At 76.8% G+C, this 15,932-nt stretch carries 14 protein-coding genes; 12 read left to right on the top strand and 2 right to left on the bottom strand.

What is annotated here, in order from left to right; all coding sequences use genetic code 11:
* The first annotated feature begins 18 nt into the window (after window positions 1-18).
* Genes steA through ACI79E_RS13920 form a run of 8 tightly spaced genes read left to right on the top strand, consistent with a single transcriptional unit; the run spans window position 19 to window position 10,565 of the window.
* Window positions 19-1,206: a putative cytokinetic ring protein SteA gene (steA, locus tag ACI79E_RS13955; RefSeq protein WP_456933153.1), complete on the top strand. Its 1,188-nt coding sequence runs from the start codon at window positions 19-21 to the stop codon at window positions 1,204-1,206.
* Window positions 1,203-2,153: a copper transporter gene (locus ACI79E_RS13950; RefSeq protein WP_456933152.1), complete on the top strand. Its 951-nt coding sequence runs from the start codon at window positions 1,203-1,205 to the stop codon at window positions 2,151-2,153. Before steA ends, ACI79E_RS13950 begins: the two co-directional genes overlap by 4 nt.
* A complete protein-coding gene (locus ACI79E_RS13945; protein WP_456933151.1) occupies window positions 2,150-3,004 on the top strand; it encodes a hypothetical protein in 855 nt (284 codons plus the stop codon). Before ACI79E_RS13950 ends, ACI79E_RS13945 begins: the two co-directional genes overlap by 4 nt.
* Window positions 3,001-4,623, top strand: coding sequence for a murein biosynthesis integral membrane protein MurJ (gene murJ / locus ACI79E_RS13940; RefSeq protein WP_456933150.1), 1,623 nt, complete (start codon window positions 3,001-3,003; stop codon window positions 4,621-4,623). The genes ACI79E_RS13945 and murJ overlap by 4 nt, the downstream gene beginning before the upstream one ends.
* A complete protein-coding gene (locus ACI79E_RS13935; RefSeq protein WP_456933149.1) occupies window positions 4,616-5,764 on the top strand; it encodes a glycosyltransferase family 4 protein in 1,149 nt (382 codons plus the stop codon). The genes murJ and ACI79E_RS13935 overlap by 8 nt, the downstream gene beginning before the upstream one ends.
* Window positions 5,761-8,214 carry a hypothetical protein gene (locus ACI79E_RS13930; protein ID WP_456933148.1) on the top strand — a complete coding sequence of 818 codons (2,454 nt, stop codon included), beginning with the start codon at window positions 5,761-5,763 and terminating at the stop codon, window positions 8,212-8,214. The genes ACI79E_RS13935 and ACI79E_RS13930 overlap by 4 nt, the downstream gene beginning before the upstream one ends.
* Complete coding sequence (locus ACI79E_RS13925) at window positions 8,189-9,928, top strand: CTP synthase (protein WP_456933147.1); 1,740 nt, start codon at window positions 8,189-8,191, stop codon at window positions 9,926-9,928. Before ACI79E_RS13930 ends, ACI79E_RS13925 begins: the two co-directional genes overlap by 26 nt.
* Window positions 9,929-9,965: 37 nt before the next feature.
* Window positions 9,966-10,565: an NUDIX domain-containing protein gene (locus tag ACI79E_RS13920; protein WP_456933146.1), complete on the top strand. Its 600-nt coding sequence runs from the start codon at window positions 9,966-9,968 to the stop codon at window positions 10,563-10,565.
* A gap of 71 nt (window positions 10,566-10,636) precedes the next feature.
* Here the strand turns inward: ACI79E_RS13920 and ACI79E_RS13915 are convergent, their stop codons facing one another.
* The gene (locus ACI79E_RS13915) at window positions 10,637-11,335 is read right to left on the bottom strand and encodes a hypothetical protein (RefSeq protein ID WP_456933145.1); all 699 of its coding nucleotides are present in this window, start codon (window positions 11,333-11,335) and stop codon (window positions 10,637-10,639) included.
* A gap of 49 nt (window positions 11,336-11,384) precedes the next feature.
* The gene (locus ACI79E_RS13910; protein WP_456933144.1) at window positions 11,385-11,990 is read right to left on the bottom strand and encodes a hypothetical protein; all 606 of its coding nucleotides are present in this window, start codon (window positions 11,988-11,990) and stop codon (window positions 11,385-11,387) included.
* Window positions 11,991-12,206: 216 nt separating this feature from the next.
* Here ACI79E_RS13910 and ald point away from each other — a divergent pair, with 216 nt between their 5' ends.
* From ald to ACI79E_RS13890, 4 genes are all read left to right on the top strand, one after another.
* The gene (ald, locus tag ACI79E_RS13905; protein WP_456933143.1) at window positions 12,207-13,322 is read left to right on the top strand and encodes an alanine dehydrogenase; all 1,116 of its coding nucleotides are present in this window, start codon (window positions 12,207-12,209) and stop codon (window positions 13,320-13,322) included.
* Window positions 13,323-13,357: 35 nt separating this feature from the next.
* Window positions 13,358-14,272 (top strand): site-specific tyrosine recombinase XerD, encoded by a 915-nt coding sequence (gene xerD, locus ACI79E_RS13900; RefSeq protein ID WP_456933142.1) that lies wholly within the window; start codon window positions 13,358-13,360, stop codon window positions 14,270-14,272.
* A gap of 216 nt (window positions 14,273-14,488) precedes the next feature.
* Complete coding sequence (locus tag ACI79E_RS13895; protein ID WP_456933141.1) at window positions 14,489-15,397, top strand: ParA family protein; 909 nt, start codon at window positions 14,489-14,491, stop codon at window positions 15,395-15,397.
* A complete protein-coding gene (locus tag ACI79E_RS13890) occupies window positions 15,394-15,897 on the top strand; it encodes a hypothetical protein (protein WP_456933140.1) in 504 nt (167 codons plus the stop codon). The genes ACI79E_RS13895 and ACI79E_RS13890 overlap by 4 nt, the downstream gene beginning before the upstream one ends.
* The last annotated feature ends 35 nt before the right edge of the window (window positions 15,898-15,932 follow it).

The following is a 15,932-nucleotide window of genomic DNA, read 5'->3' as shown; positions in this document are numbered from 1 at the left end:
CGTGGGAGGGTGTAGGCCATGCGCATCGGCTCCCTCCGTCGTGGCCGGGCACCGGAGTCGGCGCCGGGAGTGACCGGCACCGTGCGGCTGGACCGCCGGACGAAGAACCTCACCAAGCGCCTGCGCCCCGGTGACGTCGCCGTCATCGACCACGTCGACATCGACCGCGTCAGCGCGGACTCCCTCGTCGCCTGCAAGGTCGCCGCCGTCGTCAACGCCTCGGCCAGCATCTCCGGCCGCTATCCGAACCTGGGCCCGGAGATCCTCACCAACGCGGGCATCCCGCTGGTCGACAACGTCGGCAAGGAGGTGCTCTCCGCGGTCAAGGAGGGCGCCCAGGTGCGTCTGGACGGCGACACGCTCCTCCTCGACGACGGGACCGTGCTCGCCAAGGGCACCGAGCAGACCCCGGAGACGATCGCCGAGGCGATGGCCGAGGCCCGGGCCGGGCTGTCGGTGCAGTTGGAGGCCTTCGCCACCAACACCATGGAGTACATGAAGCGCGAGCGCGCGCTGCTGCTCGACGGCGTCGGCGTGCCCGACGTCGTCACGCCGATCGAGGGCCGGCACGTGCTCGTGGTCGTGCGCGGCTACGACTACAAGGAGGACCTCCAGGCGCTGCGGCCCTACATCCGCGACTACCGGCCGGTGCTCATCGGCGTCGACGGCGGGGCCGACGCGCTCAAGGAGGCCGGCTACCAGCCGGACATGATCATCGGCGACATGGACTCGGTGAGTGACGACGTCCTGCGCTGCGGCGCCGAGGTCGTCGTCCACGCCTACGCCGACGGCCGCGCGCCCGGGCTCGCCCGCGTGCAGGACCTCGGCGTCGACGCCATCACCTTCCCGGCCGCGGCCACCAGCGAGGACATCGCGATGCTGCTGGCCGACGAGAAGGGCGCCAAGCTCATCGTCGCCGTCGGCACGCACGCCACCCTCGTGGAGTTCCTCGACAAGGGCCGCGGCGGCATGGCCTCCACCTTCCTCACCCGGCTGCGGCTGGGCGGCAAGCTGGTCGACGCCAAGGGCGTGAGCCGGCTGTACCGCAGCCGCATCTCCACCACCGCGCTGGTCGTGCTGGTGCTGGCGGCCTTCGTGGCCATCGGGTCTGCGCTCGCGGTGTCCGCGGCCGGCCGCGTGTACTTCGAGCTGCTGCTCGACCAATGGAACAGCTTCGTGTTCTGGCTGGAGAACCTCTTCTCGTGATCGACTTCCGCTACCACCTGGTCTCGCTGATCGCGGTGTTCCTGGCCGTGGCGCTCGGCATCGTCATCGGCACCACCGCGCTGAACCAGCCGATCCTCAGCGACCTCGAGAGCCAGGTCGACGCGCTCGCCGCGGACAAGCGGGCGCTGGAGGACCAGTCCCGCGACCTGCAGGCCCAGCTGGACACCGGCGACGCCTTCGAGGACGCCGTCGCCCCGGCGCTGGTCGCCGGCAGCCTGTCGGGCCGCAGCGTCGTGCTCGTGGCCACGGGGGAGGAGGTCGAGGCCGACACCGTCGAGGAGCTCACCGCGCTCGTGGTCCAGGCCGGCGGGACGGTCACCGGCACGCTGCGCCTGCAGCCGGAGTACAGCGACCCCGCGACGGCCGCCAGCCTGCAGAGCTACGTGACCGGCCCCGGCCTGCCCACCGGCCTCACCCTCCCCGAGACCGACGACACCGGCCAGCTGGTGGGGTCGCTGCTGTCCCAGGTCCTCATGCGGCCCGCCGGCGGCGCGCCGGCGCCGGACACCGCCGCGCTGTCCTCGGTGCTGGCGGGCCTGTCCGCGCTGGAGGTCCTCACCCAGGAGTCGCCGTCGGTGACCCCGGCCGACTTCGCCGTCGTCCTCACCACCGGCGACTTCGCCGACGACGAGGCCGGTGACCGCACCGGCACCCTGGTCGACCTGGCCGTCGCCCTGGACGCCGCCGGCTCCGGCGCGGTCGTCGCCGGTGACGCCGCCAGCGCCCGGGACACCGGCCTGGTCGGCGTCATCCGGGCCGACCCGGAGGTCTCCGCCGCGGTGTCCACCGTCGACAACGTGGGTGCCTCCGCCGGCCGGATCAGCACCGTCCTGGCCCTCGGGCGGGAGGGCCAGGGCACCTCGGGCAAGTACGGCACGGGCGACGACACCCAGCCGGTGCCCCCGGTCCCCGCATCCACCCCGTGAGCCGCCGGCCCGACGGCGGCGCCCGGCGGCGGGCGCTGCTGGCGCTGGGCGGCGCGGCCGCGGCCCGCGCCGCGCTGGCCGCAGCCGCCGACCTCACCGCGCGCCCGGCGGGTGCGCCGTGGCGTCGCACCAACTACGCCGGCCGCCCGGTCACCCTGCTCGGCGGGCCCGCGCTGGCGCTGGCCGCCACCGCCACCGCGGCGGCCGGGGCGCCGGCGGGTACCCGCGCCGCCGCGCTGCTGGCCGGCGGCGCCTCCGGGCTGGTCGGGGCCTACGACGACCTGGTCGGGGCCCGTCCCGAGCAGGCCCGCGACAAGGGTCTGGCCGGGCACCTGGCCGCCCTGCGCGCCGGGCGGGTCTCGGCCGGTGCGGTGAAGGTCGCCGGCATCGGCGCGGCCGCCGCGGCCGCCGCGCTGCTCACCCGGCGCGGGCGCGGTGCCGGGGCGCTCGCCGACGCCGTCCTCACCACCGGCCTGGTGGCCGGCACCGCGAACCTGGTCAACCTGCTGGACCTGCGCCCCGGCCGCGCCGCCAAGGCCGCGGCCCTGGGCGCGGCCGCGGGCCTCGCCGGCCCTGCCGGCGGCCTGGTCGCCGGCCCGCTGGGGGCCAGCGTCGCCGTCCTGCCCGCCGACCTCGGCGAGCGGGTCATGCTGGGCGACTGCGGCGCCAACTCCGTGGGCGCCCTCCTCGGCCTGCGGCTGGCCGCGATCCCGGCACGGCCCGTGCGCGCCGGCCTGCTGGCCGGCGTCGTCGCGCTCACCCTGGCCAGCGAGAAGGTGAGCTTCACGGAGGTCATCGAGGCCACGCCGGGACTGCGGGAACTGGACCGGCTCGGCCGCCGTCGCGCATGACGCGTCGGCAGGTCCTCCGCGGGGTCGCCGGCGCCGCCGCCCTCATCGCCGTCCTCACCGTGCTGGCGCGGCTGGCCGGCTTCGCCCGGACGCTGGTGTTCACCAACACCGTCGGCGCCGAGAGCACCGGGGACACCTACCTGGCGGCCAACAACGTCCCCAACATCGTCTTCGAGGTCGTCGCCGGCGGTGCCCTGGCCGGCCTCGTCGTCCCCATGCTCGCCGGCGGCATCGCCGCGGGTGACCGGGAGCAGGTCCGGCGCACCGCCTCGGCGCTGCTGGGCTGGAGCCTGCTGGTCCTGACCCCGCTCGCGGTCCTGCTCGCCCTCCTCGCCGAGCCGGTCGCGCGGCTGCTGCTCGGCTCCGGCGACCAGGCGCAGGTGGCCCTCGCCGCCCGGTTCCTGCTGGTCTTCGCCCCGCAGGTGGTCCTCTACGGCGTCGGCATCGTGCTGACCGGCGTCCTGCAGGCGCACCGCCGCTTCGCCGCGCCCGCGCTGGCGCCGCTGCTGTCCAGCGTCGTGGTCGCCGCGGCCTACCTGGTCTTCGCCGCGATCGGGGGGAGCCGGTCGGCCGACGCCCTGTCGACGCCGGCGGAGCTGGTCCTCTCCGTGGGGACGACGCTCGGCGTGGTGGCCCTGACCGTCGGCCTGCTGCCGGCCCTGCGCCGGCTGGGGCTCGGGCTGCGGCCGGCGCTGCGCTTCCCCGTGGGCGCGGCCCCGCGGGTGCGGCGGCTGGCGGTGGCCGGCGTCCTCACCCTGGCCGGGCAGCAGCTGGTGGCGGCGGTGGCGATCCGGCTGGCCAACGCCGGCGCCCCCGACGGCACGCAGGTCGTCTACGCCGCCGGGCTGACCCTCTTCCTGGTGCCCTGGGCGGCGCTGGCCGTGCCGCTGGCGACCTCGGCCTACCCGGGGCTGGCCGAGCGCACCGAGCTGGGCGACGAGGCCGGCTACCGGCGGGCCCTGGCCCCGGCCGCGGTCCTGGTCCTGGTCGCCTCGCTGGCCGCCGCCGCCGTGCTGGTGGCCGTGGCCGGCCCGATGGCGCGGGTCTTCCTCGCCGGGGAGCCGCCGGCGACGGTCGCCGCCCTGCGCGACACGATCGTCGCCTTCGCCCCCGGCCTGGCCGGCTACGGGCTCGTCGCGCTGCTCAGCCGCGCCCTCTACGCCCGCGGGCTGTGGAGGGCCCCCACGGCCTGCGTGCTGGGCGGCTGGCTGCTCGCGGTCGCCGCCGACCTCGTCCTCGCCGCGGCGCTGCCCCCGGCCGACCGCGGCGCGGCCCTGGCCGCCGGGCACAGCCTCGGGGTGACCGTGGCCGGGCTGGCGCTGTTGGCCGTCGTCGCCCGCGTCGCGGGGCCCGCCGGGCTGGCCGGCGTGCTCCGGACCGGTTCGCCCGCGCTGCTCGCCGCCGGCCTGGGCGCGGCCGCGGGGCTGCTCACCGCCCGGGCCCTGGGCGCCGACCCGGTGCCCCTCGGCAGCCTGGTCTCGGTGGTCGGCGCCGGCCTGCTCGCCGCGGCGGTGGCGCTCGCGGTCGTGGCGGCGGTCATGATGGTCACGGCGCGCGGCCCGCTGCGGGCGGCCGTGCGCGGGCTGCGGACGTCGGACCGGGAGGTGCACGGTGACTGACCCGCTGCCGCTGCAGGGCCGCCGGGTGGCCGAGGTGCTCGCCACCAGCACCGGCGGCGTGGGCACCCACGTGCGGGCGGTGCTGCCCGCCCTGCTGGCGGCCGGCGCGGACGTCGCGGTCTGCGGGCCGGCCGCCACCGAGCAGCTGTTCGGCTTCACCGCGACCGGCGCGGCGTTCACCCCGGTCGGCATCTCCGCGGGCCTGGCCCCGGCCGCCGACGCCCGCGCCGTCGCCGTCCTGCGCCGGGCCACCGCCGGCACCGACCTCGTGCACGCCCACGGCCTGCGCGCCGGCCTGGTGGCCGCCGCGGCCCGCCGGCTCGGGGACCGCCGCCGGCCCCTGGTGCTCACCCTGCACAACGCCCTGCCCGACGGCGGCGGCCCGCTGCGCCGGGTGCTCCGGGCGGCCGAGCGGGCCACGATCCGCGGCGCCGACCTCGTGCTCGCCGCCTCCGGCGACCTCGCCGAGAACGCCTGGCGGCAGGGGGCGCGCGACGTGCGCGTGGCCCCGGTGTCCGCCCCGCCGCTGCCCCCACCGGGTCGGCCCGCCGCCGACGTGCGCGCGGGCCTCGGCCTCGCCGACGGGCGCCCGTTGGTCGTGGCGGTCGGCCGGCTGCACCCGCAGAAGGGCTACGACGTCCTGCTCGACGCCGCCGCCCGCTGGGCCACCGACGCGCGGCTGCCCACGCCGCCGCTGGTCGCCGTCGCCGGGGACGGGCCGCTGCAGGAGGAGCTGGCCGCCCGCATCGCCGCCGAGCGGCTGCCGGTCACCCTCCTCGGCCGCCGCGGTGACGTCGCCGACCTGCTCGCCGCCGCCGACCTGTGCGTGCTGCCCTCCCGGTGGGAGGCGCGGTCGCTCACCGCCCAGGAGGCGCTGCGCTCCGGGACGCCGCTGGTGGCCACCCGCACCGGCGGGCTGCCCGAGCTGCTCGGGGACGCCGCCGAGCTGGTCCCGGTCGGGGACGCCGCGGCGCTGGCCGAGGCGGTCACCGGGCTGCTGACCGACGCGGACCGCGCCCGGCGGCTGGCCGAGGCCGGCACCCGGCAGGCGGCCACCTGGCCCGACGAGGCGGCCACCGCCCGCCAGCTGGTCGCCGTCTACCGGGAGCTGCTCGGACCACCGGGAGCCGGCGCCCGATGACCCCGGTCCGCCGGGCCGCCGCCCTGCTGGCCGTGGTCCTCACCGTGCTGCTCGCCGGCGGTGCGGCTCCGGCCGTCGCGGCGCCCGCGCCGGCCGACCGCGTCCTCGTCGTCGGCGTCCCGGGGCTGGTCTGGGACGACCTGGACCCCGAGGCCACGCCGCAGCTGTGGGCGCTGGCCGACGACGCGCCGGTCAGCGCCGTCTCCGTCCGCGCCGCCCGGGCCACCAGCTGCCTGCTCGACGGCTGGGCCACCCTCGGCGCCGGCAACCGGGCCCGGTTCCCGGCGCCCGACGAGTCGATCCCGCCCGTTCCGCTGCCCACCGTGCCCCTGCCCGGTGAGGCGCCCGGCACCGACGGCGGGGCCGCCGACCCCGGGGAGGCGCCGGCCGACGACGCCGTCCCCGAGGAGGAGCAGGCCCCCGCCGTCCCCCCGGCCGCGCCCTCGCTGTCGCACTGCGGGCTGCAGGAACGGCTGGCGGCCGCCGGGTTGGCCGACCCGCACGCCGCGGTGGCCGCGGTGGCGGCCGACCCGGCCACCGCCCGCTTCGGCGCCGAGCCGGCCGCGCTCGGCGCCGCGGTCGGCTGCGCCACCGTCGTCGGCCGGGCGCCCGCCCTCGCCGTCGCCGCACCCGGTGTCGCGCTCACCCAGCGCGAGCGGCTGCCCGCCGACCCCGCCCCGGTGACCGAGCTGCTCACCGGCTGCCCCCTGACCCTGGTGTCCCTCGACGCGCTGGTGGACGCCGGGGAGCCGGACCTGGAGAGCAGCGACACCGGCACCGAGCCGCAGCCCCGGGCCACCGCCGTCGCGGCGATCGACGCCGCCGTCGGCCGGCTGGCCGCGGCCGTGGACGCCGCCCCGGGGGACACCCTGCTGCTGCTGCAGGGCATCTCGGAGGTCAACGACGGCCGCCCCCAGCTGCACGTCGGGATCGCCTCCGGCCCCGGCTTCGACACGGCCGGCTGGCTGGACTCGGCCAGCACCGGCCGGGCGCCGTACACCCAGCTCATCGACGTCGCGCCGACCGTGCTCACCGCGCTCGGCCGGGACGTGCCGGCGTCGATGAACGGCCAGCCGCTGCGGGTCGCCGGCGAGCGCCCGGCCCTGGCCGAGGCCGTGGAGGTCCTCGACCGGGCCAACACCACCGCCGCGGTCCACTACCGCAGCACCGGCGCGTTCTTCTGGGGTCTGGTCGCGGTGGACGCCGCCGTCGTCGGGCTGGGGCTGCTGGTGGCCGGCGGCCGGCGCCGCGACCGGGCGCCGCGGCGGGCGGGGGAGTGGCTGCGCTTCGCCGTCCGCCCGGTCGCGCTGGGCGCCGCGGCGCTGCCGGTGGCCACCCACCTGGCCGGCCTGCTGCCCTGGGAGGACACCGGCTCGCCCCGGCTGGCGCTGGCCGGGTCGGTCGTGCTGAGCGCCGCGGCGGTGACGGCGGTGGCCGCGCTGGGCCCGTGGCGCGGCTCCCGCCTCGGCCCGCCGGCGGCGGTCCTGACGATCACGCTGGCCACCCTGGTCGGGGACGTGCTCACCGGCTCGCACCTGGAGCTGGGGAGCCTGCTCGGCTACGACGCGATCGTCGCCGGCCGGTTCACCGGGTACGGCAACCTCACCTTCGGCCTGCTGGCGGTCAGCGCCCTGCTGCTGACCGCCTACGCCGCGGCGGCCGCCGGACGGCGGGCCCCGGCGTCCCGGTCCCGCGCGGTCGTCGGCGGCACGGTGCTGGCGGCCGGAGCCGTGGTCGTGCTGGTCATCGGCACCCCCGCGCTGGGCCGCGACTTCGGCGGCGTCCTCGCCGCGCTGCCCGGGTTCGTGCTGCTGGCCATGCTGCTCACCCGCACCCGCGTCACGCTGACCCGGCTGGCCGCGGTCCTGGCCCTGGCCGTGGTCGCGGTCGGCGGCCTCGCGGTGGTCGACTGGCTGCGGCCCGCCGCTGACCGCAGCCACCTGGGCCGCTTCGTCGAACAGGTGCTCACCGGCGAGGCGTGGACCGTGGTCAGCCGCAAGGCCGAGGCCAACCTCGGCATCCTGCTCGGCAGCCCGCTGGCCTGGATGCTGCCGGTCGCGCTCGTGGCCGCGGTCTGGCTGGTCCGCCCGGCCGGGGGACGGTGGGCCGGTCGGGTGCGGCGGCTGCTGCCGGCGCCGCTGCGCGGTCCCGGGCTGCTGCGCGGGCGCCCCGACCTGCTCGCCGCCGACGACCTCGCGACGCTGCGGGCCGGCCTGCTGGCGGTCGCGCTCAGCCTGACCGTCGGCGCGGCGGTCAACGACTCCGGCGTCGCGCTGCCGGCGACCGCGGCGGCCCTGCTGGTGCCCCTGCTGGTGTGGCTGGCCGCGGCGCCCCGCACCAGCGGCCGCGAGGGGGCCGAGGTGGCCGAGGGCACCCCCGGTCCGGACCCGGTCGCGGGCCCGGACCGTGTTACGGTCGTCTCCCGTGGATCGACCGTCTGGAACGCGTGACCATGGCTACGGGGCGAAGGGTCTGCTCCACAACTCCCAGCCGACGAAGTTCGTCTTCGTCACCGGCGGGGTTGTCTCCTCACTCGGCAAGGGCCTGACGGCCAGCTCCCTCGGCGCCCTGCTGTCCAGCCGTGGTCTGCGGGTGACCATGCAGAAGCTGGACCCCTACCTCAACGTCGACCCCGGCACGATGAACCCCTTCCAGCACGGCGAGGTGTTCGTCACCGAGGACGGCGCCGAGACCGACCTGGACATCGGCCACTACGAGCGCTTCCTCGACACCGACCTGACCGGGCGGGCCAACGTCACCACCGGCCAGGTGTACTCCGACGTGATCGCCAAGGAACGGCGCGGCGAGTACCTGGGTGACACCGTGCAGGTCATCCCGCACATCACCAACGAGATCAAGGCACGGATCCTGGCCGGCGCGGAGTCCGCCGAGCGCGTCGACGTCGTCATCACCGAGATCGGCGGCACCGTCGGCGACATCGAGTCGCTGCCCTTCCTCGAGGCCGCCCGCCAGGTGCGGCACGAGATCGGCCGCGACAACTGCTTCTTCCTGCACATCTCGCTGGTGCCCTACATCGCCCCCTCCGGCGAGCTGAAGACCAAGCCGACCCAGCACTCGGTCGCCGCCCTGCGCAGCATCGGCATCCAGCCCGACGCGCTGGTCTGCCGCTCGGACCGGGAGATCGGCACCGGGCTCAAGCGCAAGATCAGCCTGATGTGCGACGTCGACGCCGAGGGCGTCATCTCCTGCCCCGACGCGCCCTCGATCTACGACATCCCCAAGGTGCTGCACCGCGAGGGCCTGGACGCCTACGTCGTCCGCCGGCTGGGGCTGCCGTTCCGGGACGTCGACTGGACCGTGTGGGGCGACCTGCTCGACCGGGTGCACGCGCCCAGGCAGACGGTCACGATCGCGCTGGTCGGCAAGTACATCGACCTGCCCGACGCCTACCTGTCGGTCACCGAGGCCCTGCGGGCCGGCGGGTTCGCCCACCGCAGCCGGGTGGAGATCCGCTGGGTGCCCTCCGACGACTGCCAGACCCCCGAGGGGGCCGCGCACGCCCTCGCCGGTGTCGACGGCGTCTGCATCCCCGGCGGGTTCGGGGTCCGCGGCATCGACGGCAAGCTCGGCGCCATCCGGTACGCCCGCGTCAACGGCGTCCCGCTGCTGGGGCTGTGCCTGGGCCTGCAGTGCATGGTGATCGAGGCCGCGCGCAACCTGGCCGGGCTGGAGGAGGCCAACTCCGCCGAGTTCGACCCGGAGACCCCCGACGCGGTCATCGCCACGATGGCCAGCCAGGTCGACGTCGTCGCCGGCCAGCGGGACATGGGCGGCACGATGCGGCTGGGCAGCTACCCGGCCGCCCTGCAGAAGGGCTCGGTCGTCGCCGAGGCCTACGGCAGCACCGAGATCACCGAGCGCCACCGGCACCGCTACGAGGTGGCCAACGCCTACCGCGACCGGCTGACCGAGGCCGGCCTGGTGTTCTCCGGCACCTCGCCCGACGGGCTGCTGGTGGAGTTCGCCGAGCTGCCGCGGGAGACCCACCCGTTCTTCGTCGGCACCCAGGCCCACCCGGAGCTCAAGAGCCGCCCGACCCGGCCGCACCCGCTGTTCGCGGCGTTCGTGCAGGCCGCGATCGACTTCTCGGAGTCCGCGCGGCTGCCGGTGCCGCTCGACGAGGACGAGAAGGTCGGGATCTGATGGCCGAGCGGGCGGCGTCCCAGGAGGTCGGGATCTGATGGTGGAGCCGGCGCGACCGGGGGACTACGAGGTCCTCGCCTCCGAGACGCTGCACGAGGGCCGGATCATCACCCTCGTCAAGGAGACCGTCGCCATGCCCGGCGGCGGTCAGAGCGACCGCGAGGTCGTGCGGCACATCGGCGCGGTCTGCGTGGCCGCCGTGGACGACGAGGACCGGATCGTCATGGTCCGCCAGTACCGGCACCCGGTCGGCGGCTACCTGTGGGAGCTGCCGGCCGGCCTGCGCGACGCCGCGGGTGAGGCGCCGCTGACCACCGCCCGGCGGGAGCTGGCCGAGGAGGCCGGGCTCTCCGCCGAGCGCTGGTCGCTGATGGTCACCAGCTACAGCACCCCGGGCTTCTGCAGCGAGCAGGTGCTGATCTACCTCGCCGAGGGGCTGTCGGAGGTCGACCGGCCCGACGGCTTCGTGGTCGAGCACGAGGAGCTGGACATGACCGTGGAGCGGGTGCCGCTGGCCGACGCGGTCGCGCGGGTGTTCTCCGGCGGCATCCGCAACGCCTCGGCGGTCATCGGCGTCCTCGCCGCGGCCCAGGCGCGGGCCGCGAAGCCGGAGCTGCGTCCGGCCGACGCGGAGTAGCCGGCGAGCTCCGCGGATCTCGCACGCCTGGAGCGGTCCGGACGTGCGAGATCCGCGGATCTCGCCGCGCGTCAGCCGATGGTGATCGGTGCCGAGGTGCCCACCTGCACCCAGCGCAGGCCCAGGTCGCCCTCGATCTCCTCCTCCAGCCAGAACACGTGGGGCACCCCGCGCTCGAGGCCGGTGAGGGTGACGCCGACCGGTCGGCAGTTGGCGGCCTGGCCGACGACCTGCTGCACCGGCACCGGTTGCGCGCCGGGCACCAGGCGCTGGCTGACCGCCTGCACCCGGTACCGGCGCACGTCGGCGTGGCCGTCGGCCGGCCAGCTGACCGCCGCCGTGCCGGGGCCGGGCACGACCGTCGGGCTGATCCGCCGCGGGGTGCCGTAGCCGCCGCAGAGGGCCTCCGGGGGCTCGGTCTCCATCGGCACCCCGCGGGGCACCATCGGGTGCGGGACGTCGAGGTGCACCCCACGGGGGGCCAGCGGGGCCGGGCCGGTGGCGACGACCGGCGGCGCGACGGGGACGGGCAGGGTCGCGGTGTCGGCCGCCAGGGCCGCGGCCGGTGGGACCACGGGGGCCGGCGCCGAGGGCCGGGACGGGGTGCTGGTGGCGGTGAGCTGGGCGGCCACGTGCGTGGCCGGCGCGCTCAGCGTGACCAGCCCGGCGGCGACCACCCCGACGGCGGTGCCGTACCGCCCGCCGGCGCGGTCGCCACGCCGTCCCTCGCGCCGGCCCTGCTGCCGACCGCCCCGCCGCCCTGCCGCCATGCCCACCTCCGCGTGTCCGGGATGGACATCGGCACGGGCGGCGCGGTCCTCAACGCCAAACCGGCGGAGTGAGCCCGAGGCGGTCCAGTTCCAGGGCGGCCAGCGCCCGCGTGGCAGCGGGGTCGCCGGCCCGCCACGCCGCCGCCGTCCCCGGGGGCAGCGCGGCCAGCCGGGACAGCGGCGCCGTGGCCAGCGCCCGGGCGGCCAGCACGTGCGGGTCGGCGACGGCCACCGCCTGCGCGGCGCCGGCCTCCCGGGCCCACCGCACCCGCCACGGCGCCCAGCGCAGCAGCAGCCAGCCCACCGGCAGCGCCGCGAGGACGACGGCCAGCACGACGGCGAGGGTGCCCACGGCGTCCTGCGCGGCCTGGCCCGCGCTGCCGACGGAGGCCCCCGCGCTGCCGAGGGCGTCGAACGGCGCGGCGAGGTCGTCCCCGACCAGCGGCACGTCGCCGGCCGCCTCCGCCGCCGAGGCCATGTTCCCGGCGACCGAGGCGCCGAGGTCCTCCACCGCCCGCCCCGGCTCGGCCAGGACGAGCACGGCGCCGTGCACGGCCCGGGCCACCAGCACCCAGACGACCAGCCAGGCGAGCATGCCGGCGTCCGCGGCCAGTTGCAGACCCCGCAGGCGAGGCCGGGGAGCGTACAGGCGCATCGGGGTCCTCCACGGGGGCGGGTCGGGGCCGCAGGGCCCTACCCGAGCGGGGACGGCGTTCACCCGCGCCGGTGGCCACGGCCCGGCGCGCTCGGGCGCGGGAGGTGATCCCGCCTACACTCCGCCGCGAGGCGCGCCCCGACCGGGCGCCCCACGACGCGGGACGGGGCCCCGTCACCCTCGGGAGTCCCCGCACCGGGAGCAGGAGCGCGGACGATGCGAGTCGGGGTCCCCCGAGAGGTCAAGAACCGCGAGTACCGGGTGGCGCTGACCCCCGCCGGGGTCACCGAGCTGGTGCGCGCCGGGCACACGGTGCTGGTCGAACGGGGTGCGGGGGAGGGCTCCTCCATCCCCGACGACGACTTCGTCGCGGCCGGCGCGCGGATCGTGCCCACCGCCGAGGACGTGTGGGGCACGGCCGACCTCCTGCTCAAGGTCAAGGAGCCGGTCGCGGAGGAGTACGGCCGGCTGCGCGCGGACCAGACGCTGTTCACCTACCTGCACCTGGCGGCGTCCAAGGAGTGCACCGACGCCCTGGTCACCTCCGGGACGACGGCGATCGCCTACGAGACGGTGCAGACCGCGGACGGCGCGCTGCCGCTGCTCGCGCCGATGTCGGAGGTGGCCGGCCGGATGGCCCCGCAGGTCGGTGCCCACACCCTGGAGCGGGCGCACGGCGGCCGCGGCGTGCTGCTCGGCGGGGTGTCCGGCGTGTACGCGGCGAAGGTCGTCGTCATCGGCGCCGGCGTCTCCGGGATGAACGCCGCCGCGATCGCCCTGGGCATGCAGGCCGAGGTCGTCGTCCTTGACCGGGACATCGACAAGCTGCGGGCCGCCGACCGCATCTACCAGGGCCACCTGCAGACGGTCGCCTCCAACGCCTACGAGATCGAGCGCGCGGTGCTCGACGCCGACCTGGTCATCGGGGCGGTCCTGGTGCCCGGCGCCAAGGCCCCCACCCTCGTCAGCAACGAGCTGGTGGCCCGGATGAAGCCCGGCTCGGTGCTGGTCGACATCGCCGTCGACCAGGGGGGCTGCTTCGAGGACACGCGGCCCACGACGCACGACGAGCCGACCTTCCGGGTGCACGGCTCGGTGTTCTACTGCGTGGCGAACATGCCCGGCGCGGTGCCCAACACCTCGACCCACGCGCTCACCAACGTGACGCTGCCCTACGTCATGGCCCTGGCCAACGAGGGCACCGTCGCCGCGGTGCACGCCGACCGGGCACTGGCCCACGGGGTCAACGTGGTGGCCGGGCAGGTGGTGCTGCCGGAGGTCGCGGCGGCCCACGGCATGACCGCCGTCGGACTCGAGGAGGTCCTCCACTGACCGTCACGGCCCCGCAGGTCACCGACGTCGCGCGGGTGGTGACCGGGTACCTCGACCACCTGACCGTCGAGCGCGGTCTGGCCGCGAACACGATCGCCTCCTACCGGCGCGACCTGCGCCGGTACACGGAGTTCCTCGAGGCGGCCGGGGTGCGCGGGCTGGCCGAGGTCGCCGAGTCCGACGTCGCCGGCTTCCTCACCGCGCTGCGGCAGGGCGACGACGCCCACCCGCCGCTGTCGGCCACCTCGGCGGCGCGGGCGGTGGTCGCCGTCCGCGGGCTGCACCGCTTCGCCCTGCTCGACGGGCTGGTCCCCGACGACGTCGCCGCCGAGGTCCGTCCGCCGACGCCGGCGCGGCGGCTGCCCAAGGCCATCCCGGTCGAGTCGGTGGTGGCCCTCATCGAGGCCACCGGCGCCGTCGACGGCCCGCGCGGGCTGCGTGACCGCGCGCTGCTGGAGCTGCTGTACGGCACCGGCGCGCGCATCTCCGAGGCCGTCGGGCTGGCCGTGGACGACCTGGACCGCGGCCAGTCGGTGGTGCGGCTGGCCGGCAAGGGCGGCAAGCAGCGCATCGTGCCGGTGGGCAGTTTCGCCGTCCGGGCGGTCGAGGACTACCTGGTGCGGGCGCGCCCGGCCCTGGCCGCCGCCGGGCGCACCGGCGTGCGGGGCGGCGCGCTGTTCCTCAACGCCCGCGGCGGCCCGCTGTCCCGGCAGAGCGCCTGGGCGATCCTGCGGACGGCGGCGGAGCGGGCCGGTCTGGGTGAGGAGGTGTCGCCGCACACGCTGCGGCACTCCTTCGCCACCCACCTGCTCGACGGCGGCGCCGACGTGCGCGTGGTGCAGGAGCTGCTCGGGCACGCCTCGGTGACGACCACCCAGGTGTACACGCTGGTCACCGTCGACCGGCTGCGCGAGGTCTACGCCAGCAGCCACCCGAGGGCGCTGACCTGACAGCCGTCGTCCGATCGTTTCGGCGTCACCTGCCAAGGGTTTCGGCTCAACCCTGAGACCGTGTTGGCAGTGGTCGCCATGTCGACACAGCACGCGGCGTGCCTCCTCGGTAAACGGCGCGATCCTCCCTAGCGTCGGGGTCACCCGCGCGGGCAGAACGGCTGACCGCACCGGCCTCCGCGGCCGGAACGGGCACGAGGTGGAGGAACCTGACCGATGGCGATCCGAGGGGACGTGGCCGGCCCGGCCGTCGCGCTCCCGACCGACACCGGACCGGAGATGGGCGCCGCCGCCTCGCGGCTGGACCCCGCCCGCGCGCGGGTGCGCCCCCTGCCGGAGCCCAAGCCGCTCACGCAGCACGGGCCCGCCCGCATCATCGCGATGTGCAACCAGAAGGGCGGCGTCGGCAAGACGACGTCGACGATCAACCTGGGTGCCTCGCTGGTCGAGTACGGCCGCCGCGTGCTGCTCATCGACCTGGACCCGCAGGGCGCCCTGTCGGTCGGCCTCGGGGTGCCGGCCCAGAACATGGACCGCACGATCTACAACGCCCTCATGGAGCGGCGGACGACGCTGGCCGACGTCCGGGTGCCCACCGACATCCCCGGCCTGGACCTCGTGCCCAGCAACATCGACCTGTCCGCCGCCGAGGTGCAGCTGGTCAGCGAGGTGGCCCGGGAGCAGACGCTGCTGCGGGTGGTCGCCGACGTCCGGCACGAGTACGACTACATCCTCATCGACTGCCAGCCCTCCCTCGGCCTGCTCACGGTCAACGCCCTGACCGCCGCGCAGGGCGTGGTGATCCCGCTGGAGTGCGAGTTCTTCTCCCTGCGCGGCGTGGCGCTGCTGGTGGACACGATCGAGAAGGTCAAGGAGCGGCTCAACCCCGACCTGGAGATCTCCGGGATCCTCGCCACGATGTACGACGCGCGGACCGTGCACTGCCGCGAGGTCTTCAGCCGCGTCGTCGAGGCCTTCGGCGACACCGTGTTCCAGACGGTCATCCACCGCACCGTGCGCTTCCCGGAGACCACGGTCGCCGGCCAGCCGATCACCACCTGGGCGCCCACCTCCTCCGGCGCGTCCGCCTACCGCGACCTGGCCAAGGAGGTCCTGGCACTGTGACGCGTCGACCCGTCCTCCCCGGCGCGGCCGAGCTGTTCCGACGCACCGACGCCGTCGAGGCGACCCCGGAGGTCACCGAGCTGCCGAGCATCAGCGCCACGGTGAGCTCGCCCGCCCTGCGCGGCGCCGCCACCCGGCGCGGCGAGCCGGCCGCCGCCGAGACGACCGCCCCGCTGACCCTCGTCCCCGGGGGTGCCGCCGACACCGACGACGCGCTCGCGGCCTACCGCGCCCCGGCGCCGGCCCCGATGCGGGTGCCGTCCCGGCCCACCCGCGGGCGGGCCACCCGCACCGAGCGCACCAAGCACGACGAGAAGATCACCGTCTACATCTCCGCCGACGAGCTGCTCGCGCTGGAGAGCGCCCGGCTGTCGCTGCGCGCCGAGCACGGCGTGGCCGCCGACCGCGGCCGCATCGTGCGCGAGGCCATCGCCGTCCTGCTGGCCGACCTCGGCGAGCGCGGCGAGGAGTCGGTGCTGGTCCGGCGGCTCAAGGGCTGAGGCCCCTGTCGTCCTCCGGACGGTACCGCGACCCG

This window comes from Geodermatophilus sp. SYSU D00079, assembly GCF_054050635.1.
This window is presented reverse-complemented; position numbering and strand designations above follow the sequence as displayed.